This is a genomic window from Paenibacillus melissococcoides (assembly GCA_944800085.1).
Classification (GTDB): Bacteria; Bacillota; Bacilli; order Paenibacillales; family Paenibacillaceae; genus Paenibacillus_B; species Paenibacillus_B melissococcoides.
The window spans coordinates 423,180-441,640 of record CALYLO010000001.1; the positions used below are offsets into that span (position 1 = coordinate 423,180).

Here is an 18,461-nt window from a genome sequence, read left to right on the forward strand (position 1 = left end):
AATGAAAAGAACATGTCAAAACGAGTTGTGATCGCATTTGGGGGCAACGCTATCTTGCAGCCTCATCAGGCCGCGACCTATGAGAACCAGCTTGCCAATGTGCGCAGCAGCAGCAAGAAAATTGCCGATATCGTGGAAGCGGGCTACGAAGTCATTATTACGCACGGCAACGGCCCGCAGGTAGGTTTGATTTTGCAGCAAAATGAAGAAGCGAAAGAGGTTGTCCCGCCTTTTCCGTTGGACGTGTGCAGCGCAGAGTCTCAGGGCTTCATCGGATATATGCTCGATCAATGCTTGAAAAACGAGCTGCGCAAGCGGGGCTTGCCGCAGCAGGTCGTCAGTGTGCTCACTCAGACGAGAGTATCCCCGGAGGATGAAGCGTTCCTCCACCCGACGAAGCCGATTGGCGTCTTCTATACCGAGGAAGAAGCGAAGCGATTGATGCGGGACAAAGGCTGGAACATGCAGGAAGATGCGGGCCGAGGGTGGAGACGCGTCGTGCCTTCGCCGCAGCCGCAATCGATTGTGGAGGCGGATACAATGATGAAGCTCGTCGCAAGCGGGGCCATTGTCATTGGTTGCGGCGGCGGAGGCATTCCGGTCGTGCAGGCCGCGGACGGCACGATTACCGGCGTCGAGGCAGTCATTGACAAGGATCGCAGCGGTCTCAAATTGGCCGAGGAAGCGAACGCCGATATTTTTATGATGGTCACCGATGTGAAAAATGTGTATATTCATTATGGCAAGCCCGAGCAAAAGGCGCTGGGGCATATCGGCACCGAGGAAGCCAAGCAATATGTGCGGGAAGGGCATTTCTCCAGCGGGAGCATGGGGCCGAAGATGGAGGCCGCCGTGGCCTTTGCGGAGCTTGGCAAGCACGCCATCATCTGCTCGCTTGACGATGCCGCTCTGGCTCTTGAAGGAACGGCCGGAACGCATATTTCTTCATTATAATATCATGCAGGCAACCGACAGGCTGCGTAAAGCGGGGGACGACCGCTTGCGCAGCCTTTTTGTTTCCGGTACAAGCCTTGCATCACCGCTCGTCCCGCTGAATACAGTGGAATAGGCAGCACAAATTTTTCCTTACAAGTTTTTTACAATCCGATCATCGTCCGTTAACAATAGGGCCGTACATTAAATAGGCAAGGAGCTTGATTACGAAATGGATATGAAATCATGGCTGCGGCCACTGCTGGCCGGCATGCTCGCCATCAGCCTGACAGCGTGCTCCGGCGGTGAAGGAGCAGGAACGACGGCGGATGTGAAGGCGCCGCCTGCCGGCTTGAAGGATGACACGACACCGGTAACCATTCAATACTGGCACGCTCATGCGGAAGCCCAGCTCAAAGGCTTGAACGCGCAGATCGCGGCGTTCCAGAAGAAATATCCCCATATTACGGTCGAAGCCGTCTACCAGGGAGGATATGGGGATCTACATAAAAAACTGCAGGCCCCGGTCGCGGCCAATGACGTTCCTGACGTGACCAACATATGGAGGTCGCTTCGCTTCCGAACTTCGCCGAGGGCGGCGTGTTCGCCGATCTGACGCCTTGGATCGAGCGGGACAAGGTGGATCTGGACGATTTCGCCTCCGGGATGCTGAGGCGTATGCCTATCAAGGGAAGCAGTACGGCTTCCCGCTGATCGTCAGCACGAGCGTATTCATCTATAACAAGACGCTGCTCGATGAACTGGGGGTGGAGCCGCCGCAGACATGGAGCGAGATCGATGCCTTCAACGCGAAGGCCGCCAAGCGGGAGAACGGCAAGACGACCCGCTATGCCTTCTCGGTGCCGGGCTGGGTTACCTGGTATTATGATCCGTGGCTTATCAACGGCGGCGGCCATATCCTGACTGAAGACGGAAGCGAAGCCGCGGTTCAGACGCCGGATTCGCTCCGGTATGTGGAGAATTTCCACCGCTGGCTGAAGGAAGGCGTCGTCCATATGGGCTACGGCAAGGGCGCGTCCGATAATATGCGCCAGATGTTCCTCGGCGGCGAGATCGCCATGGTGCAGCATACGCCGGCCATGCTGAAGATGTACCGCGAAAACGCCAATTTCGAGGTCGGCGTCTCCTTCCTGCCGGGAGATCAGGAGCGCACCTCGAATATCGGGGGCGCCGGCATCGTCATGATGGACGGCATCAAGGATGACAAGAAGCGGGAAGACGCCTGGAAATTCAGTTCATGACTGCTTGGCGTTCCGGATCATTCCTTATGCGCGCTTCTTCGGCAATACGCTTCTCATGTCCGCAGGCATCGTCGTCCTGCAGCTGAATGTGGCGCTGCTGGCCGCGTTCGCGTTCGCCAAAGGCAGCTTCCGCGGCAAGGAAGTCTTGTTCTTCCTCGTGCTGGCGGCCATGATCGTGCCGGATCAGGTGACGTTCGTCCCAGTCTATGTCATGATGTCGAAGCTGAACTGGCTGGATACGTTCTGGGCGTTGATTATTCCGCACGGGGCATCCGCTTACGGCATCTTCCTGCTCCGGCAAGCTCTCAAATCGGTCAACAACGATGTGCTGGAAGCCGCTCGGGTAGACGGAGGCGAGCGGCTGACGCTGCTGTACCGGATCCTGCTGCCGATGACGATGCCTACCGTCGTCACCCTGGCGGTGCTGCAATTCATTGGCGCCTGGAATTCTTATTTCTGGCCGCTCATCATGACCAATTCGAATGACATGCGCGTCCTTACCGTCGGCATCAGCATGCTGCGCGATTCGATTGCCGGCGACGAAGCGATGTACTTCCATATCATTATGGCCGCCAGCGTCATGGCGATTGTGCCGATTATCATTCTGTTCACGTTCATGCAGAAGCATATCGTCTCCGCGATGGCCAACTCCACCTTTAAATAGCGGATGGCTCCGGCCATAGGCACAAAAAAGGGATGCCGCCGGCCTCTTCAGGCCGGTGCATCCCTTGTCCATGCAGGGAGGGCAATTAGAACACTTGAACGACTTCCGTAATGCCTTTTATGTGGAGGGGGCAACGAACGCCGTGGGCTGAGGCCGGCAATATACGCAAAGTGGAGGCATTATATGTTAATAAACTTATGCGCCAGCAAATCTAAAAGTTGCAAATCGTTGCTCATTTATGTAACAATCTAGATTAACTGAAACCTTTCCCCAAATCTCGCATGCGGAAAAGGCTGCAAACCATCTCACCGTTTCTCCCGTTTCTTTGTATAAGGGATGAGCAATTGAAGGAGTCGCGGTAATAGGGGAAACATATTGACCTAATAGGGAGTTGATCATATTGCAACAGTTCAAAAAAGCTATTGATAGAAAGGGAAACCTGCTAATTACAGTTAGGGACTTTGAAAAAAATGCACTTCTCACTATGAAGAAGAAAGAAAAAGAGATTGCAATAGAAATAAATGTAGAGAACTTTAAATCCGCACATTTTACGCTAAATGAAGATGTTTTTCGGCAAATTTTTTCGGAAATATCCCAACATAAGTAAAAAATATGCAATGTATCGTATGCGGGCCTTGTTGATTATATACTCCTTTTCTTAAAAATATATAGGGAAGGTATAAAAAATAAAAAACTGTAAAGCAGAATAATGGTAATTGAAAACCATTCAGTTTCCCATGGCATCGAAGCAGTGCCTTGTATGTATTTTACTAAGTCCGTATTTACGAAGAGCACATACTTTGCGAATGGATACATGCTTATAGAAGCAGCTAGAATTCCACCAAAAGTAGAAATGGATATTGAAACAGCAGCAGCTACACCACTTGATTTTAAAAGGGTTGACACCATCAGGGCCAAACATATATAAGAAATATTAGGAATAAAATTGTATAAGTACATTTTCATGATTACGTAATAAATGTTTTGCTCTGCCACTTGTTCATGTTTAAAATTGAGCGTGATGTAATGGTTAAATTCGAATCCGTGAATTATTAAACCAACTATAAATGAATATATCATCAATATCATATAACAAAAACAATTAAGTATGAGTATTGTCAAAAATTTCGAAATTAGAATTTTACTTCTTGAATAAGGTCGTATAACTAGAAACTTGATAGTTCCCCAAGCATATTCGTTTGCAATAATGCTGCTCGCACAAAAAATCATGATTACATTAATAATCCAAGTTACTGATTTACGAAACCTATGGCAGAAGAGTCTTCTATTGGAGGAATATTTTTGTTAAGAGAATATTCATCTAACATTATTAATTCATTTAATTTCTTTTTATACTTTCCATTTGTCTCATCATTTTCAAGTTGTGATAGAATGGCGTAATTATCTTGAAGCCGTTTTTCTATATATACCTTCCAATCTCTTGTTTTTGTGTCTAGCTCAGTTTTAGCTATTATGCCTGAAATAGAAATGACACCAACAATAAAGATTAAAAATAACCATAATTTCTTGTTTTTTGAAAATTTATATAATTCACCCTTTATTAAAAGTGTGACATCACTCAATGGTATTCCCTCCAACGACATTCATAAACCGTTCTTCTAATGTGTTTTTTTCCTGCCTAACCTCAAAAACTTTGATTTGATTATTTAATAAATAGGCTAAAAACTCGGGAACGGAATCTCGTTTTATTGATATGGTCAGCTTATTATTTAAAGGATCGAGTTGAACATCGTGACCTGTCGAATGAAGAAGAGACAGAGCATGAAATATGTCATCGACATAGAAAGATGTTTTACTAGGCATTTGGCCAACATCTCTCAAACTAAAATCATCAATTATTTCCCCTTTTTTCATAATAATAGCTCTATTACAAAATAATTCAATTTCGGACATAAGGTGACTTGCAAGAAGGATGGCCACTCCTTCTTTGGCAGCAAGTTCCTGAAATAATGTCCTAACTGATTTAACTCCTTCTGGATCCAGGCCATTAAAAGGTTCATCTAAAATTAAAACGGAAGGTTTATGAATTAGTGCTTGTGCGATTCCTAATCGTTGCCTCATTCCCAGTGAGTAGTTCTTTACTTTTTTTTTAATACTTGCGTTAAACCTAACTTTGTTGTGATATCCTTAACATCATGAATAGAGCATTTGGATAGTTTAGCATAATATATTAAGTTTTCATTCCCTGTAAGCGAGGGGTAAAATCCCGGAGTTTCAATTATGCCTCCAATTTTACGAATTACACCTTCAAAATGGGTGGTAATACTTTTGCCATAAATTGTTACATCCCCCTGTTGAAATGAGGTTAATCCCATAATGGCCTTCATTGTTGTCGTTTTTCCGGCGCCATTTGGTCCTAATAAACCGACAATTGTGCCGGCTTCTACAGTAAAAGTAACATTTTTTACTAAATCTTTATTTTTAATTCTTTTCGTAAGATTCTTTACGTTCAACGCCATTCTCTGTCTCCCCCTCTTTTCCGTAAACGTCCCTGCTAACTCCTTAAAAAATACTCTACATGTTGCTTTAAAACTAAAGCCTGCTTATCGTTAGGGAAATTAGCTTCATATGTTTTTTCATTCAATAGCTTTAACCCTTCAAGATATTCTTTATTAACTATAAAAGATCGATGGGATCTCTTGAAATTGGGAGGGAGAACTCCCTCCAGATCTTTTAGGGGTACATTTACAACAATTTCATTTTTATCGGCAACTTGTATATAAGTTTTATTATTAAATCTTTCAATAAATAGAACCTTTGATAAATCAATGAAGTCAATATTTCTTTTTTTCTTAATTATTAGTTTCCCGTTATTTATCTGAAACATCTCGTCTCCTCCACCTTAATCTCTCAATGTGAATAAATAATAAATACACGATAATGTATATATATCCATTTCATCATTCATGATTTCGAGAGTAATAGTTTGAGGCGGAACCAGCTTATCGTATGTAACCAGGGCTATTATTTCATTATTTGATTTTTCCAAACGTGTTACTCTATCAGCGAAATCCTTCTTTAATTGATAAACAGTATTGTTAATGGTGAATTCCAAACATGGATTTGACTTTATTCTTGTTTTATCCCTTAATATGAACTTTCCAAAGTGATCTGAAAAAACGTTCCACTCCGATCTAATAATTGTTTTTAATGAAAAAACTTCAGAAGCCTTGATTACAGGCTTTTCGTCTTCATTAAACACTTCTACATTAACCCAAAATTCATCAAAAATATTATCAAAAATAAAATGAAGCCCACTATTGTATATTCGTTGAATGCTGCCTATTTTATTGCCTTTAAAATCCGTTATTGCGATTTTTTTTCGGCTCTTGCGAAGAATTGGCTTTATAAACTGTTAATGAGACATTATCTCACCACTTTGCTGTTTTTTATAAAAGAACTTTGATTAAGGGATTTGAAACATATACTTCAAGGAATGCACTGATCAAAATTATCATGCTTACCGTTGGAAGGAGATACTTCAGTGCTTTCTTATAGAAAGAAGAAATGTGTATCCGGTTCACCTCACCTTTGGCGTAATGAAATAATAGGTTTATATGGCTAAGCGTAAAACTAAGAAGAATGCAACCGATAAGTAACTCACAGAAGCCATGGGTAAATGAGGAAAAATAATAAATTACAGGATTTATCCCTGCTTCATGCGCTCCCTGCGCGATGATTAGGGGAATTTTAATGATAAATATCAGGGATAGTCCAACAAAAGATAATAAAAAACCTGCAAGAGTATAAGCAAGATTATTTAAAAAGATAAATAGAAACTCACTTAACCCCATTACTGGTATTTGCTTAGTTATCGAGGAGGAGGAAGGGGAGGCGAGTATATTAAAAACAACAATAAAAATCAACGAACAAAGCAAATATAAGATGGTAAATGTCCTATTTCCTTTCATCCGTTTTATACCTGAATTTTATTCATATTCATATTTATTTTATCCGTTAACCTAAGAGCATCTATTATAGCGTATATCCATATAATGAGCATGGCAAACAATCCTATCACGAATGAAGACAATAAAATAGAGATGATGTTCAAAAAAATAAACATTCATGAACTCTCGTTCGCAAACCTAGCATGAAAATAGCGAGGGTTTAGTGGTCGGACCTATTTCCCATACTGCTACTACATGACGCGAAACACGTTCTTTTTAATGGTGGTGTAACCCCGACAAATAAACTGTTGAGGATGAGTTCTGTGTACAAACCTGTGCTGGCTCTGTATGCCCAATCAGAGAACCGCGAACAGAAAAATGCTCAAGCTCGAATTCATCCGCCGTCATGTATTTCAGTTATGGAGGGAAGCCAAGATGGAAGTATTGCTTGAACGCTGTGCTGGAATGGACGTTCACCAAGAGACAATCGTCGTTTGTGTGATGACCACAGATGCTGCGGGGGAGGCCCACAGCGAGATCCGAACCTTTGGAACGATGACCAAACATCTTTTCGAACTGCTTAAGTACCTGGAGTCCCAAGGCGTTACACACATCGCAATGGAGAGCACGGGAATCTATTGGAAACCTGTCTACAACATCCTTGAAGGCTACTTCACCGTCGTACTGGCGAATGCGCAGCGCATTAAGAATGTTCCTGGCCGCAAGACGGATGTTTGTGATGCCGAATGGATCGCGAAGCTGCTTCGAGTCGGTCTAATTGAGCCCAGCTTTGTGCCATCCGAGGACTTAAGGGAGCTACGGGACCTCTGCCGACTTCGAAAAAAACGAATCGGCTCCCTAACAGCGGAGAAAAACCGAATCCAGAAGTATCTTGAAGCAGGTAACGTCAAGCTAGGCAGTGTCATCTCAGACGTATTCGGTGTATCCGGGCGCAGTTTGTTGCAACGCTTAATCGAAAAAGGTTACGTTGACGCGGAAGATGTTGAAGCGAGCGTCAAGGGTTCGATCAAGAACAAAAAAAGTGAAGTTACTGACTCTCTTTTTGGCACGATGACCCCGCATCAAATTCGATTGATTAAAGATTGTTGGGAGCATATCGAATACTTAGAGAAGTCCATTGCTCGGTTGGAAGCCGAAATTAACGATCACTTGGAGCCCTATCGGACGGAGTACGAACTGCTTCAGACCATTCCAGGTGTTAGCGAACGAACAGCTGCAGCACTCCTTGCAGAAATCGGGGCCGATATGGAGCAATTTCCATCCGCAGATCACCTTGCCTCTTGGGCTGGCGTAGCACCCGGCAACCACGAGAGTGCAGGCAAAAAAAAAGTACAAAAAGCGTAAAAGGCAATCCTCATGCAAAAGTGACACTATGCGAAGCGTCTTGGGCAATCGCTCGCTCACGAAACACGGTCTTGGCAACAAAGTTCTGGAAGATTGCTTCACGACGAGGAAAGAAAAAAGCTTGCATTGCCATTTCACGTAAGATACTTATCATTGCTTACCACATGCTGAAGAACAAACAAATTTACATCGAAGGTGGACCACAAGCACCACTCATGCAGATCAACTAACCTTACAGCATTGACGAAACATAGCGATTTTAAACAAGGCCCCTTCAAAGAAGGTGGACCGGGCATCTTATGGTCATTTCTCAGAAAATTGCTGCTTTTTAAAGACGATAATCGTTCATGAGTGCGTTTGGATTTTCACAGAAAAAATTAATCCTTTCTGCACTTTTCCTAAATACAAATGTCCTAGGCCCGGAAAAACAAAAGACAAGACGCCAGCCATCCATTTTTTCTTCATATTACATAATATTCCCTTTCATTTCAAAATAATACAAAATTAATTGATTTTAACGTTATGTTATACATCACTGGCCGGTTTGTAAATAGGTCTAATTACTCAAATGAAAACTATAGTATTTTTTGGTATTTTTTCGTCAAATTGGGTTGGATTTTCTCTTTTCCCACCGAAATAGCATACTTTTAAGCATATAAACCGTATTTATGGTTTAAATTCCAATTTATCCATTTTACATGTATTACACTTTGTTGTGACGACGTCAACTAATCTTGTGAGAGGAGACATTCTAAATGTTATACAATTTTTTCGTATCTGGAACGGGTGAAGCAGGTGTTGCACAATCTATTGTCAACGTCATCAAGAGTAAATTTAATATTGCCGGTGAAGTAGCCCATCTATTAAATAATCTTACGTTCAAGCTTAAAGTCATTTATCGTTCCTTTGACGGCAATTTTTCTTGGGCAGATCTTGGCGGCGCAATTCTTGATTTGGGCCAATTAATTCTTACATTTGTTCCGGCTGCTAAACTTACAAAAGTCGTTTCAGCCCTGTGGGACATTTCATCTATCCTGTAATCATCACACTATAATCTATAACTGATGATGTTGGCGTCGTCATCGGCGTTACTTCATATCATGTCGGATTAAGTTATGGCCAACCTCGACCTTCAAATAGCGGATGGCTCCGGCCATAGGCACAAAAAAGGGATGCCGCCGGCCTCTTCAGGCCGGTGCATCCCTTGTCCATGCTGGGAGGGCAATTAGAACACTTGAACGACTTCCGTAATGCCTTCCACTTCTTCTACCAATGCGCGTTCAATACCCGCTTTGAGGGTAATTGTGGAGCTTGGGCAGCTGCCGCATGCGCCCATCAGGCGCAATTTGACAATACCGTCCTCGACATCGACCAATTCGACATCCCCGCCGTCACGCTGCAGGAACGGACGCAGTTTATCGAGCACTTCCAGCACTTCATCGTACATGCTGTTCTGTGTTTGTTCACTCATCTTTCGCCAACTCCTTTCATCCATGCTCCTTTTATTATATTATAAAGCTAATCGAAATCAAAGGCACGACATGAAAGCGGGGAAACATCTATGCGTCCGATCATAGAAATATGCGTGAATAACATGCATCAGGGAACGGACCAGTTGATGAAGCGGCTCGCCGATCTTCCGGATGTCGATGTGATCGAATACGGCTGCCTCGGCAATTGCGGAGAGTGCTTCCTGTTCCCATATGCTTATGTGAACGGGGAAATGGTGGCCGCGGAGACCGCGGAGCAATTATATGATGCGATTATGGAGAAAGCCAGGGAAATAAAAGCATGGGAGCAGCCGGACGCCGATTGACGCCGCTGCTCCCATTCTTGTCTCGCGGTTATCCGAAATGCTGCTTGGACATCCACAGCACGCCGCTCTTGATGACGCGCGGAACGTATCCGACCATCGTGCGCTTGCCGAGCAAGCCGAAGCCTGCTTTCTTGCCGAGGGAGCCGAGCACGCCCTTGAGCTTGATCTTACCCAGATGCGGCGTCTCGTTCTTCCAGATCGCCTTGATGACATCGGCAATCTGCTCTCCTTGGGCTCCGGCCGCTTGCGCGCTCGGGGAGAACGGCAAGCTGGCGCAGTCGCCGACCACGAATACGTTCGGATAATCCGGAATCTGATGGTGCGCATTCAGCAGCACGCGCCCTTGCGGATCTTTGGGCACCCGAAGCGCCTGGACGACCTCCACCGGCTGTATGCCGGCGGTCCATACCGTAGCGTGAGACAATATCTCTTCTTCCTTGTCTTCCGTGCGGTTATAAATGACGCCCTTGTCCAGCCGGCTGACGTGGACATGCGAGCGGAGCTCCACATCATGCTCACGGAACCAATCCGATACGTAGCGGGACAGCTTCTCCGGGAAGGCGGACAGCACCCGTCCGCCCCGGTCCAGGATCCGGATATTCAGATCGGGACGGCTCTCTCGCAATTCCGCCGCCGTCTCGACCCCGCTTAGTCCGCCTCCGACGATGCTGACCTGCCCGTATGGCTTGACGTCGTTCAAGCGCTGATAGGTCTGCCTCGTGCTGGAGAGCGATTGAATGCTGCAGCCGAACTGTTCCGCGCCGGGAATGCCATGGTACTTGTCCGTGCAGCCCAGGCCAATCACCAAATAATCGTATGCCATGGCGTCATCATGCTCGAAATGAATCAGCCGGTTGTCCAAATCGATGGCTTGGACATTGGCGTAATGAAGCTGGACGCGCGGATCGATCGGAAAGGATACGCGAATATCGATATCCGGAACCGTCCCGGCCGCCAGCGCGTAGTACTCGGTCTTCAATCCCTGGTATGGCATGCGGTCAATCAATACAAGCTGTACGTCAGAGGGAAGCTCGCCCTCTAACAACCGTTGAATAATGGCCAATCCTCCGTAACCGCCACCTAATATGACGTATCGTTTCATCCGTTCGACTTCCCCCTATGATGCCGGAATAATAGATAAAGTGCCGTCATCGACAGCGCCTACGTCGTATGGCTCCTCTCCTGAAAACGGGTTGCTCGTGCAATGATGCCTGTCTATTTTTATCTATTTATCTCTGTTCCTATCTCCCAAATCCATAGCTTGGCCTGCGATACCCATGCTACTCGTAAACCTTCACTTCATTGTAGAAGGTATCTCGCTCCACCGGAATGCGGCCTGCGCCCTTCACGAGCCAGATCAACTCGTCGCGCGTCAGTCCTTCCGGCGTCAGCGCGCCTGCGGCATGGCTGATCCGCTCCTTGACGAGCGTGCCGTGCACGTCGGAGGCGCCGAAGGTGAGCGCCACCTGGGTCAACTGCGTGCCGATGTTGATGAAGTACGCCTTGATATGCTGAACATTGTCCAGCATGAGACGGCTGATCGCGATCGTCTTCAGGTCCTCGTACGCGGAGTTGCGCCGCTTGATGCTCGCTTTCGGGCTCTTCGGCTGCATCGAGAGCGGAATGAAGACCTGGAATCCGTTCGTCTCGTCCTGCAATTCGCGAATCTTCATCATGTGGCGCACCCGATCCTCATGCGATTCGATCGCCCCGTAGAGCATCGTGGTGTGCGTCTTCATGCCCAACTGATGCGCCGTGCGGTGCACCTCCAGATACCGGTCGACACCGGCCTTCTCCACGCGCATCTTCTTGCGGTATTCATCCGACAGAATCTCCGCGCCGCCCCCCGTCAGCGACTCCAGACCGGCGTCCATCAGTTGGCGCAGCACTGCTTCGATGCTCAAGCCGCTGATGCGGGTGAAGAAGTCGATTTCGGCAGCCGTATACGCTTTGAGCGTGACTTGCGGGTATTTCTCCTTCAGCACGCGCAAGGAATCGACATAGTATTGGAACGGCACATGCGGGTTATGGCCGCCGACGATATGGAATTCCCTTACACCCGGATGGATGTGCTGGTCGACATAATCGATCATTTCCTGCCCCGACAGCGTGTACGCTCCTTCTTGTCCCTGATCCTTGCGGAAATTGCAGAAGGCGCAGTGCGCTTCGCAGACGTTGGTAAAATAGAGAGACATATTCTCGATGAAGTATACTTTCTTCCCGTTCTTGCGCAAATTGGCGAGATTCGCTAATTGGCCCAAGGTCAACAAGTCGTCCGTCTCATACAAATATACACCGTCTTCCAGCGTCAAGCGTTCCCCACGCTCGACCTTGTCCACTATTTCGGCCATGCGGGTATCCGCATGACGGGCGATGACCGTTGTCATGCACAGGCCTCCTTCTCATTCATCTGCTCCTGTCCGTCACTGGCATCCGGCTGCGGGCATCCCATCGGCACTTGCGCAAATGCGGGAGTCCGCATCGGAACCGAGAGGCCGGTTGCCGCCAGGCGTGCGGCATATGGCCGCCTTGCCCGGCAGAGCAGTCTTGCGCCAGCCGGCGGGCCGGCGCGATCCATTTCCGAACAAAATAAAAACTCCTCGGCGAAATGTAAATTCCGTCGGAGCTTTCAGTGAAACATATCACAGCTTCCGTAGTCACCTTCATTATACTCTTGCCTACCAGAAGGGGCAATACATGATGCGGGATAGCGGCGAACGGGGAATCGTTCTCTTGTAACGATGCGGCGGGATGGGTATACTTAATACTACAAGGAGGGATTAGAATGATTACAATCAGCGATCAGGCGGTTGAGAAAATAGAGGAAATGATAGCCCAGGAGGAGAATCCGGCTTTGTTCCTGCGCATCGGCGTGCATGCCGGCGGCTGCAGCGGCTTCTCTTACGGCATGGGGCTGGACGATCAGGAGAGCGCCGATGACGTGCATATGACGTTCGGCCAGGTGAAGGTCGTCGTCGACAAAGAGAGCATCCCTTTCTTGAACGGACTCGTTATTGATTACAAGGAGTCGGGAATGTCCGGCGGCTTCACGATCGACAACCCGAACGCCATCGCCACCTGCGGCTGCGGCGCGAGCTTCCGTACCGCTCTGGCGGAAGGCAAGGCGGAGAAGTGCGACGATTAAACGCAGTTGTGCGGTTTATCCAATCGGAGATCTGAACGGTTGCCTTGGCGTTAGCTGAACGTGAAGAAGCGAAAAGGGTGCGCTTCACACGGCGACGGTAAGCAATAACAACCCCGAGATTGTATTAGTAACAACCTTAATTTCGGTGTTTTAGTACTGTTAATCACGGCCTCTCTAGCGGTAGATTCGTTAAACACCGTTACGGGAGGTTTTTATTTGCTAAGTTAACGCTAATTTTTGCGTTAGAACACGGTAGTTATCGTTTGAGCAGATGGTGGAAGGATAATTCTAGTTTACTTCCGTCTGAAAAATAGGATATAATTGCCATGCAATAGAATGGCTTTATGGGCGGTCGGCTAGTCTCCCGGGAGGGAGGTGATGCCTGTGAGCGTATATGAAGCGCTATCCGTTATGTTCCAGTCTGGAATATGGATATTCGCGTTATTGATGTTCGTAATAACGCTGCTGATATACCTGCACACAAAGAAATAGACCGCCCTCCGGAAAAGGTTAACGGTCTATTCCTTTAATACTTGCCACAGCCACCGCCTTTGAAGCGGCTATTGCACTGGAGTCGTGTTACCGCACGGCTCCTTTTCTATTTATATGATAACATAGCGTTTTTTAAACGTCTACTTTATTTGGCACCTGTGCACATCCATGTCGCCTCCCGAGGGGGGCAGCGCCCGCTCGCGAGGTTTTTCGCTCAGATGAAGCAAAAAACCTCCAGCTCCCCGTGAAGAAGGCTGAAGGTTCTTCCGGGGCGGCGAGCTAGCGGACGGCGTTATGGCCGCCCCGGCTCCTTGAGCGTCTTGCCGAGCAGGACCATAAGCCAGATGATGGCGGCGCCCACAATCGCATGCCCCAGTCCGGCCATATGGTTCAGGCCGTTCATGTCCCGGCCGAGCACCTGCAGGATGCCGCGCGCCGCCATCGTCCCGATCGTAATCAGCATGCCCGCATTATACACATAGTACCACGCCGTGAATGAGCGGACCTCGTGGACGCGGAACTGGCGCGCCAGGATGAGGAGCACGAGGAAGAAAAGAAAGCCGAGCACGAGCAGATGGGTATGCAGCGGCTTCAGCATGGTATAGTCCGTAAACCCGTTATGCTTCGTGAACTCTCTGAAAAAAACACCGGCTGCCAGCCCGAGCACAGCATAAATAAATGATGTCACATACAGCTTTTTAATGGTGCAATCCCTCTCTCCATGTCATTTTGGGGAACGGCTTGCCGCCCGGCAGCAGCAAGCCGCCGGGCAGCGGCCGAGGCGGGAGCAAGCCGCCGGATCTCCCATCGCCTCTGCGTTCGCGTTATTGTGGCGGGAGGGCTGCAGGCTCTTCCCCAGATTGTCTTGTCTCGTCTCTACGAGACAGTGTACCTGCCTCATATGAACGGAATATGAACGGAAGGTAACAAATTCAGAGGATCCGATCCGCGCCGCCGCATGGATTGCTGCCTTCCTTCAAGGAAGCGGACGGGCCATGCATGCGCTAAGCGGAAGCGCCGGAAGGCTTGGCCGGCAGCAGCACGGTGAACGCCGTCCCTTCTCCGGCTGCGCTCGCGGCGCGAATCGATCCGCCGTGCAAATGGACGATGCGCTCGGCGATCGAGAGTCCGAGGCCGGTTCCGCTTTGCGAGCCTCGCTCCGGAGAGCTTGATTTATAGAAGCGGTCGAATATATAGGGAAGATCCTCGGCCGGGATTCCTTTGCCGGTATCGCGAATAACGACCTCGGCGCTTCCGTTCCCATTTATTCCACATTGTACATAAAGGCGTCCGCCCGTATCTGTAAACTTGATCGCATTGGCGAGCAGGTTCGTCCACACTTGATGAAGCAAGCCGGCATCGCCGGACATTTCCGTCTTCTCGAGTTCGAGATGGAGCTCCAGCTTCTTCTCCGACCATTGGGGATCCAGCGTAATCAACAGTTCCCGAAGCTGCTCGTCGAGCCGGAACGGCACCCGCTTGAGCGCCTCCTGGCCGCGGTCGAGCGACGCGAGCGTCAGGAGCTGCCGGCTTAGCCCGGACAAACGCTCGCTCTCCACCGCGATAATATGGAGATATTTGCGCTCCTCTTCCGGGGGGAGCGGGTGCTCAAGCAATTGGGCCGCGAGCCCATGAATCGATGTAAGCGGGGACTGGATCTCATGGGAGACGTTGGCGACGAACTGCTTCCGCATCGTGTCGGCCTGCTCGATGGATTGGGCCATGCGCGTGAAGCGGCGGGCCAGCTCCCCGATCTCGTCCTGGCGGTGGACGTCAAGCCGCGTCTCATATTGTCCGCGCTCCAGCTCGGTGGTTGCCTTCGCCAGCCGGTTGACCGGACGGACGATATACCGGGACTTGATGGCGATAAGCACGAGGCTGAATATGAAGGTGACGGCGAGCAGCACAGCGAGCAGCAGGCGGATCTCCTCCGTCTGCTGCACCATATCCGGGCGGATGAACAGCGCGTACCGGCCGTCCTGCGCCTCCAGCGGAAGACCGTAGCTGAACTCCAGCTTGTTCTCGAAAATATTCGGGATGAACCACCGCTGCTTGTTCTCCAGCAGGCCTTTGTAAACTTCGCCTTCAAGCACGCGCCGCACCGCTCCCTCCGGCAAGGTCGCCTCCTTGAAGGCGCGGCCGAACGCGGCGGCTTGCCCGTCCTCATCGAACAAATAGAGCTGGTACCCCATCCCGGAGAGATGCTCCATATAGGAGGCGAGCTTGTCCGGGGACGATTCCGCGGCGAAAAAGGAGAGGGAGCGCCCGATATCCTGCATCTTCTCCTCGTAATTTAGGTTAAGGGTATGGCCGTATGCCAGATTGGCCGTGAGGAGTCCGACCGCGAAGCTGAGGAGCACGATGACGATGGAACTGGTCACAATCGTCGCATATAATGATCTCATGCGCCGCGAACCTCCAGCTTGTAGCCGAGTCCCCGGATGGTGACGATGCGGAAGTCGTCCGTCGCCTCATGCAGCCGATCCCGCAGACGTTTAATATGGACATCGATCGTCCGGCTGTCGCCGGTGAAGTCGGCGCCCCAGATCTGAGCGAGAAGCTGGCCGCGGGTGAACAACCTTCCGGGATGGGCGGCCAACTGCGCCAGCAGCTCGAATTCCTTGCGGGGCAAGGTCCATTCCTGCCCGCCGGTCGTCACGATATAGCTCGCCCTGTCGATGATCGTATCATGGAAGCGTATCGTTGCGGCCGATACAAGCTGATAGCGCCGCAGGAGCGCCTTCATGCGGAACAGAAGCTCCTTCGGCTCGAACGGCTTGACCAGATAATCGTCGGTGCCGGCTTCATAGCCCGCCGCCTTATCCTCCAGCTCGCCGCGGGCCGTGAGCAGAATGACGGGAATATCGTAATGCCGGCGGATATCGGCGCAGAGCGTCCAGCCGTCCACGCCGGGCATCATCACATCGACAACGGCGATATGAACCGTTTCTTTTTCCAACAGAAGAGAAGCATCCAGGCCGTCAGCCGCCTCGATCACCTCATATTGCTCCCGTTCGAGAATCAAGCGCAGCAGGGCCCGAATATGCCGATCGTCGTCCGCGACAAGCACTCGAATGCGCATCCGTATGCACCACCTTGAATGTAATAAATGTAATAATTTTCACATAAACCGGAAACGACGGCTCTCCATATAGGAAATCCTTGGAACCGCGGATGGCGGCTTCCAAGGATCTCGTTGTTCGCTACAGAAACGTTTTGTCGATCATTATCGCAATCAAATAAAAGCAAAATAAGGAAAATAACCAGCATCCTGCCCCAAGCAAACGATGTTGCTTTTTCCAAAATTGAAAGCCGAGTGCCAATATTCCGGCATTGACCAGAACCAGCACCACGGACATGCCGACAATGGCAATCCAATACAGCACTTCAAATACGGCGGCCGTCGTCATGGAAAGTCGCTCCCATCTTCAATATTGCAATCCCTCTTCAACCTTATCCATACGATACCATCCCGCCTATACAATGACAAGACGACGAGGACGGTGAAATGTGTCGAATTGCAGCGCTCCGGAATTGTAAGGCGGAAGCGGGGAAGGCATGTCCCCAAAATAAGGCGCGTGCCGTGGACAATCATCCAAGAATGAGCGGGCGTCATTGAGTATGTATAAACTAGAAGCTCGTAGACGAAAGGGGATAGACGCATGGAAGGACGACAGTTAGCCAGCAAATGGCTGAAGACGGAAGCCTTGCTTGGAAATTCGCAGGTTGCGGATCATATCCCGGCCACGCGGATATACAACACTTCCAATTTGCATCAAATGCTGAACCAGTACGGATTTGTCGTCATCAAGCCGATCGTGGGCGGCGGCGGAACCGGCGTCATCAAAGTCACGATGGAAGGCGGCAATTATGCGTACACCTATATGGCAAAGACGCGCTCCTTTATCGAGTTCGATGCGATGGTCCGCTCGCTCTCCACGGTGAAGAAGAAGCGCAGCTATATTATTCAGCGCGGCATCCGGCTCGCCACGATTGGCGGACGGCCGATCGATTACCGGGTCAAATTCGTGAAAACGAGGGGGAGATGGATTTGCCGGGGCGTTGTCGGCAGATTGGCGCGGCACGGCCTCTTCGTGACGAATCTGTGCCGGGGCGGGACGCAGCTCGGCGGGGCGGAAGGGATTCGCCGCTCCTTGTCCGGCCGGCTGGTCGGAGCGAAAAGAAGAGAGATGCTGCGCCTTTCGCGGATGTGCACCCGAATATTGGAGGGGAAGTACCCTGGCATTAGCCAGCTCGGCTATGATTACGGGATCGACAAATCCGGACATATCTGGATCTTTGAAGTGAATACGCGCCCGCAATAGCGAGCATTCGCGATGCGGGCGGCTTCCGCGCTTGCCGCGAATAGAGTGATAGATTTCATTTGGGGTGAACGGGATTATGATTAAAGATTTTTATCCAAATTTCAGCAAAAATAGATGTGAATAAAGCTATCCACATCATCCCCAGTGATTCAAGTCCTTTTTCGACGGTTATCAACAAGTTAAACACATATCTTCCACAATTGGCTGTGGATAACGGAACGCTTGTTCCTGAGAAAACAACCATGATATGATGATGGGGCATTAAGGAAACTTTTAGGAAAGGTTGTGATTAGGATGGCTTTGCTCTCCGATGAATTGCTTATGGATTCCTATGAGCAGGCAATCAAGCTGGGACTAGATGATGACTTCATCGCGCTGCTGCTTGCCGAAATTCAGAAACGCCGCCTGCATCCGACCCTCTTCCACAAACCGGTGCGCAGATAGAATTGCCGGTTATTCGTGATCCTTACTCCCAAGACAGGCCATTGACGGTTGATGACGTATTACAGTGCTCACAATATAAGATATGCACACACAACCGGCTGCTA

General features: G+C 49.2%; 23 protein-coding genes and 2 pseudogenes. 12 read left to right on the forward strand and 13 right to left on the reverse strand.

From position 1 onward, the window contains the following. Nucleotides 1–12: 12 nt before the first annotated feature. From arcC to OCY70_RS02050, 5 genes are all read left to right on the forward strand, one after another. Nucleotides 13–954, forward strand: coding sequence for a carbamate kinase (arcC, locus tag OCY70_RS02030; RefSeq protein ID WP_213430496.1), 942 nt, complete (start codon nt 13–15; stop codon nt 952–954). 211 nt (nt 955–1,165) lie between these two features. Then, on the forward strand, nt 1,166–1,549 hold the full coding sequence (locus OCY70_RS02035; RefSeq protein ID WP_261944554.1) for an extracellular solute-binding protein: 384 nt from the start codon (nt 1,166–1,168) through the stop codon (nt 1,547–1,549). Nucleotides 1,550–1,553: 4 nt separating this feature from the next. After that, nucleotides 1,554–2,195: an extracellular solute-binding protein gene (locus OCY70_RS02040; protein ID WP_261944555.1), complete on the forward strand. Its 642-nt coding sequence runs from the start codon at nt 1,554–1,556 to the stop codon at nt 2,193–2,195. Further along, complete coding sequence (locus OCY70_RS02045) at nt 2,155–2,859, forward strand: carbohydrate ABC transporter permease (RefSeq protein ID WP_249725530.1); 705 nt, start codon at nt 2,155–2,157, stop codon at nt 2,857–2,859. Before OCY70_RS02040 ends, OCY70_RS02045 begins: the two co-directional genes overlap by 41 nt. A 400-nt stretch (nt 2,860–3,259) precedes the next feature. Continuing rightward, entirely contained in the window at nt 3,260–3,466 is a 207-nt protein-coding gene (locus tag OCY70_RS02050; RefSeq protein WP_213430495.1) for a hypothetical protein, read from the forward strand. A gap of 35 nt (nt 3,467–3,501) precedes the next feature. Here OCY70_RS02050 and OCY70_RS35970 read toward each other — a convergent pair whose 3' ends face one another. The 5 genes and pseudogenes from OCY70_RS35970 to OCY70_RS02070 all read right to left on the reverse strand — a co-directional run bounded on the left by OCY70_RS35970 (nt 3,502) and on the right by OCY70_RS02070 (nt 6,229). Beyond that, nucleotides 3,502–4,089, reverse strand: coding sequence for an ABC transporter permease (locus OCY70_RS35970; protein ID WP_213430494.1), 588 nt, complete (start codon nt 4,087–4,089; stop codon nt 3,502–3,504). Nucleotides 4,090–4,109: 20 nt separating this feature from the next. Beyond that, a complete protein-coding gene (locus OCY70_RS02055; protein ID WP_213430493.1) occupies nt 4,110–4,442 on the reverse strand; it encodes a hypothetical protein in 333 nt (110 codons plus the stop codon). Then, nucleotides 4,435–5,339, reverse strand: a pseudogene (locus OCY70_RS02060) (ABC transporter ATP-binding protein). Before OCY70_RS02060 ends, OCY70_RS02055 begins: the two are co-directional and overlap by 8 nt. Before the next feature lie 35 nt (nt 5,340–5,374). Continuing rightward, nucleotides 5,375–5,707 carry a LytTR family transcriptional regulator DNA-binding domain-containing protein gene (locus OCY70_RS02065; protein WP_213430490.1) on the reverse strand — a complete coding sequence of 111 codons (333 nt, stop codon included), beginning with the start codon at nt 5,705–5,707 and terminating at the stop codon, nt 5,375–5,377. A 15-nt stretch (nt 5,708–5,722) separates the two neighbouring features. Then, nucleotides 5,723–6,229, reverse strand: a complete 507-nt coding sequence (locus OCY70_RS02070; RefSeq protein WP_449290012.1) for a tubby C-terminal domain-like protein — start codon at nt 6,227–6,229, stop codon at nt 5,723–5,725. Nucleotides 6,230–7,205: 976 nt separating this feature from the next. Between OCY70_RS02070 and OCY70_RS02075 the strand changes: the two are divergent. Continuing rightward, nucleotides 7,206–8,365, forward strand: a pseudogene (locus tag OCY70_RS02075) (IS110 family transposase). A gap of 115 nt (nt 8,366–8,480) precedes the next feature. Here OCY70_RS02075 and OCY70_RS35705 read toward each other — a convergent pair. Beyond that, complete coding sequence (locus OCY70_RS35705; RefSeq protein ID WP_306433982.1) at nt 8,481–8,600, reverse strand: DUF6677 family protein; 120 nt, start codon at nt 8,598–8,600, stop codon at nt 8,481–8,483. Between the two features lie 290 nt (nt 8,601–8,890). Between OCY70_RS35705 and OCY70_RS02080 the strand changes: the two genes are divergently transcribed. After that, nucleotides 8,891–9,175 carry a hypothetical protein gene (locus tag OCY70_RS02080; RefSeq protein ID WP_213430820.1) on the forward strand — a complete coding sequence of 95 codons (285 nt, stop codon included), beginning with the start codon at nt 8,891–8,893 and terminating at the stop codon, nt 9,173–9,175. 185 nt (nt 9,176–9,360) lie between these two features. Here the strand turns inward: OCY70_RS02080 and OCY70_RS02085 are convergent, their stop codons facing one another. After that, nucleotides 9,361–9,606, reverse strand: coding sequence for a NifU family protein (locus OCY70_RS02085; protein ID WP_006285354.1), 246 nt, complete (start codon nt 9,604–9,606; stop codon nt 9,361–9,363). A gap of 90 nt (nt 9,607–9,696) precedes the next feature. On the opposite strand from OCY70_RS02085, the gene OCY70_RS02090 reads away from it, so the two are divergent. Then, nucleotides 9,697–9,951: a YuzB family protein gene (locus OCY70_RS02090; protein WP_213430821.1), complete on the forward strand. Its 255-nt coding sequence runs from the start codon at nt 9,697–9,699 to the stop codon at nt 9,949–9,951. A gap of 28 nt (nt 9,952–9,979) precedes the next feature. On the opposite strand, the gene OCY70_RS02095 is transcribed toward OCY70_RS02090, so the two are convergent. Next, the gene (locus OCY70_RS02095; RefSeq protein ID WP_213430822.1) at nt 9,980–11,053 is read right to left on the reverse strand and encodes an NAD(P)/FAD-dependent oxidoreductase; all 1,074 of its coding nucleotides are present in this window, start codon (nt 11,051–11,053) and stop codon (nt 9,980–9,982) included. Nucleotides 11,054–11,231: 178 nt separating this feature from the next. Then, nucleotides 11,232–12,338, reverse strand: coding sequence for an aminofutalosine synthase MqnE (gene mqnE, locus OCY70_RS02100; protein WP_213430823.1), 1,107 nt, complete (start codon nt 12,336–12,338; stop codon nt 11,232–11,234). Between the two features lie 398 nt (nt 12,339–12,736). Here mqnE and OCY70_RS02105 point away from each other — a divergent pair, with 398 nt between their 5' ends. After that, nucleotides 12,737–13,096 carry a HesB/IscA family protein gene (locus OCY70_RS02105; protein ID WP_213430825.1) on the forward strand — a complete coding sequence of 120 codons (360 nt, stop codon included), beginning with the start codon at nt 12,737–12,739 and terminating at the stop codon, nt 13,094–13,096. Nucleotides 13,097–13,474: 378 nt separating this feature from the next. Then, nucleotides 13,475–13,588, forward strand: coding sequence for a putative holin-like toxin (locus OCY70_RS35975; protein WP_373871530.1), 114 nt, complete (start codon nt 13,475–13,477; stop codon nt 13,586–13,588). A gap of 292 nt (nt 13,589–13,880) precedes the next feature. Here the strand turns inward: OCY70_RS35975 and OCY70_RS02110 are convergent, their stop codons facing one another. The 4 genes from OCY70_RS02110 to OCY70_RS02125 all read right to left on the reverse strand — a co-directional run bounded on the left by OCY70_RS02110 (nt 13,881) and on the right by OCY70_RS02125 (nt 16,998). Continuing rightward, nucleotides 13,881–14,291, reverse strand: a complete 411-nt coding sequence (locus OCY70_RS02110) for a DUF2871 domain-containing protein (protein ID WP_213430831.1) — start codon at nt 14,289–14,291, stop codon at nt 13,881–13,883. A gap of 301 nt (nt 14,292–14,592) precedes the next feature. Next, nucleotides 14,593–15,993 carry a sensor histidine kinase gene (locus OCY70_RS02115; protein ID WP_213430826.1) on the reverse strand — a complete coding sequence of 467 codons (1,401 nt, stop codon included), beginning with the start codon at nt 15,991–15,993 and terminating at the stop codon, nt 14,593–14,595. Then, nucleotides 15,990–16,670, reverse strand: a complete 681-nt coding sequence (locus OCY70_RS02120; RefSeq protein ID WP_213430827.1) for a response regulator transcription factor — start codon at nt 16,668–16,670, stop codon at nt 15,990–15,992. The genes OCY70_RS02115 and OCY70_RS02120 overlap by 4 nt, the downstream gene beginning before the upstream one ends. A gap of 121 nt (nt 16,671–16,791) precedes the next feature. Continuing rightward, entirely contained in the window at nt 16,792–16,998 is a 207-nt protein-coding gene (locus OCY70_RS02125) for a hypothetical protein (RefSeq protein ID WP_213430828.1), read from the reverse strand. Nucleotides 16,999–17,250: 252 nt separating this feature from the next. Here OCY70_RS02125 and OCY70_RS02130 point away from each other — a divergent pair, with 252 nt between their 5' ends. Together OCY70_RS02130 and sda are read left to right on the forward strand one after the other, a co-directional pair. Continuing rightward, nucleotides 17,251–17,913: a YheC/YheD family protein gene (locus tag OCY70_RS02130; RefSeq protein WP_213430829.1), complete on the forward strand. Its 663-nt coding sequence runs from the start codon at nt 17,251–17,253 to the stop codon at nt 17,911–17,913. A 294-nt stretch (nt 17,914–18,207) separates the two neighbouring features. Continuing rightward, nucleotides 18,208–18,357, forward strand: a complete 150-nt coding sequence (gene sda / locus OCY70_RS02135; protein ID WP_006676062.1) for a sporulation histidine kinase inhibitor Sda — start codon at nt 18,208–18,210, stop codon at nt 18,355–18,357. The last annotated feature ends 104 nt before the right edge of the window (nt 18,358–18,461 follow it).

What these genes read in the sequence shown, in the direction of transcription:
- arcC (WP_213430496.1), top strand. Translation starts at nt 13, where the DNA reads ATGTCAAAACGAGTTGTGATCGCATTTGGGGGCAACGCTATCTTGCAG.
- OCY70_RS02035 (WP_261944554.1), top strand. Translation starts at nt 1,166, where the DNA reads ATGGATATGAAATCATGGCTGCGGCCACTGCTGGCCGGCATGCTCGCC.
- OCY70_RS02045 (WP_249725530.1), top strand. Translation starts at nt 2,155, where the DNA reads ATGACAAGAAGCGGGAAGACGCCTGGAAATTCAGTTCATGACTGCTTG.
- OCY70_RS35970 (WP_213430494.1), bottom strand. Translation starts at nt 4,089, where the DNA reads ATGATTTTTTGTGCGAGCAGCATTATTGCAAACGAATATGCTTGGGGA.
- OCY70_RS02065 (WP_213430490.1), bottom strand. Translation starts at nt 5,707, where the DNA reads ATGTTTCAGATAAATAACGGGAAACTAATAATTAAGAAAAAAAGAAAT.
- OCY70_RS35705 (WP_306433982.1), bottom strand. Translation starts at nt 8,600, where the DNA reads ATGAAGAAAAAATGGATGGCTGGCGTCTTGTCTTTTGTTTTTCCGGGC.
- OCY70_RS02080 (WP_213430820.1), top strand. Translation starts at nt 8,891, where the DNA reads ATGTTATACAATTTTTTCGTATCTGGAACGGGTGAAGCAGGTGTTGCA.
- OCY70_RS02085 (WP_006285354.1), bottom strand. Translation starts at nt 9,606, where the DNA reads ATGAGTGAACAAACACAGAACAGCATGTACGATGAAGTGCTGGAAGTG.
- OCY70_RS02090 (WP_213430821.1), top strand. Translation starts at nt 9,697, where the DNA reads ATGCGTCCGATCATAGAAATATGCGTGAATAACATGCATCAGGGAACG.
- OCY70_RS02095 (WP_213430822.1), bottom strand. Translation starts at nt 11,053, where the DNA reads ATGAAACGATACGTCATATTAGGTGGCGGTTACGGAGGATTGGCCATT.
- mqnE (WP_213430823.1), bottom strand. Translation starts at nt 12,338, where the DNA reads ATGACAACGGTCATCGCCCGTCATGCGGATACCCGCATGGCCGAAATA.
- OCY70_RS02105 (WP_213430825.1), top strand. Translation starts at nt 12,737, where the DNA reads ATGATTACAATCAGCGATCAGGCGGTTGAGAAAATAGAGGAAATGATA.
- OCY70_RS35975 (WP_373871530.1), top strand. Translation starts at nt 13,475, where the DNA reads ATGCCTGTGAGCGTATATGAAGCGCTATCCGTTATGTTCCAGTCTGGA.
- OCY70_RS02115 (WP_213430826.1), bottom strand. Translation starts at nt 15,993, where the DNA reads ATGAGATCATTATATGCGACGATTGTGACCAGTTCCATCGTCATCGTG.
- OCY70_RS02120 (WP_213430827.1), bottom strand. Translation starts at nt 16,670, where the DNA reads ATGCGCATTCGAGTGCTTGTCGCGGACGACGATCGGCATATTCGGGCC.
- OCY70_RS02125 (WP_213430828.1), bottom strand. Translation starts at nt 16,998, where the DNA reads ATGACGACGGCCGCCGTATTTGAAGTGCTGTATTGGATTGCCATTGTC.
- OCY70_RS02130 (WP_213430829.1), top strand. Translation starts at nt 17,251, where the DNA reads ATGGAAGGACGACAGTTAGCCAGCAAATGGCTGAAGACGGAAGCCTTG.
- sda (WP_006676062.1), top strand. Translation starts at nt 18,208, where the DNA reads ATGGCTTTGCTCTCCGATGAATTGCTTATGGATTCCTATGAGCAGGCA.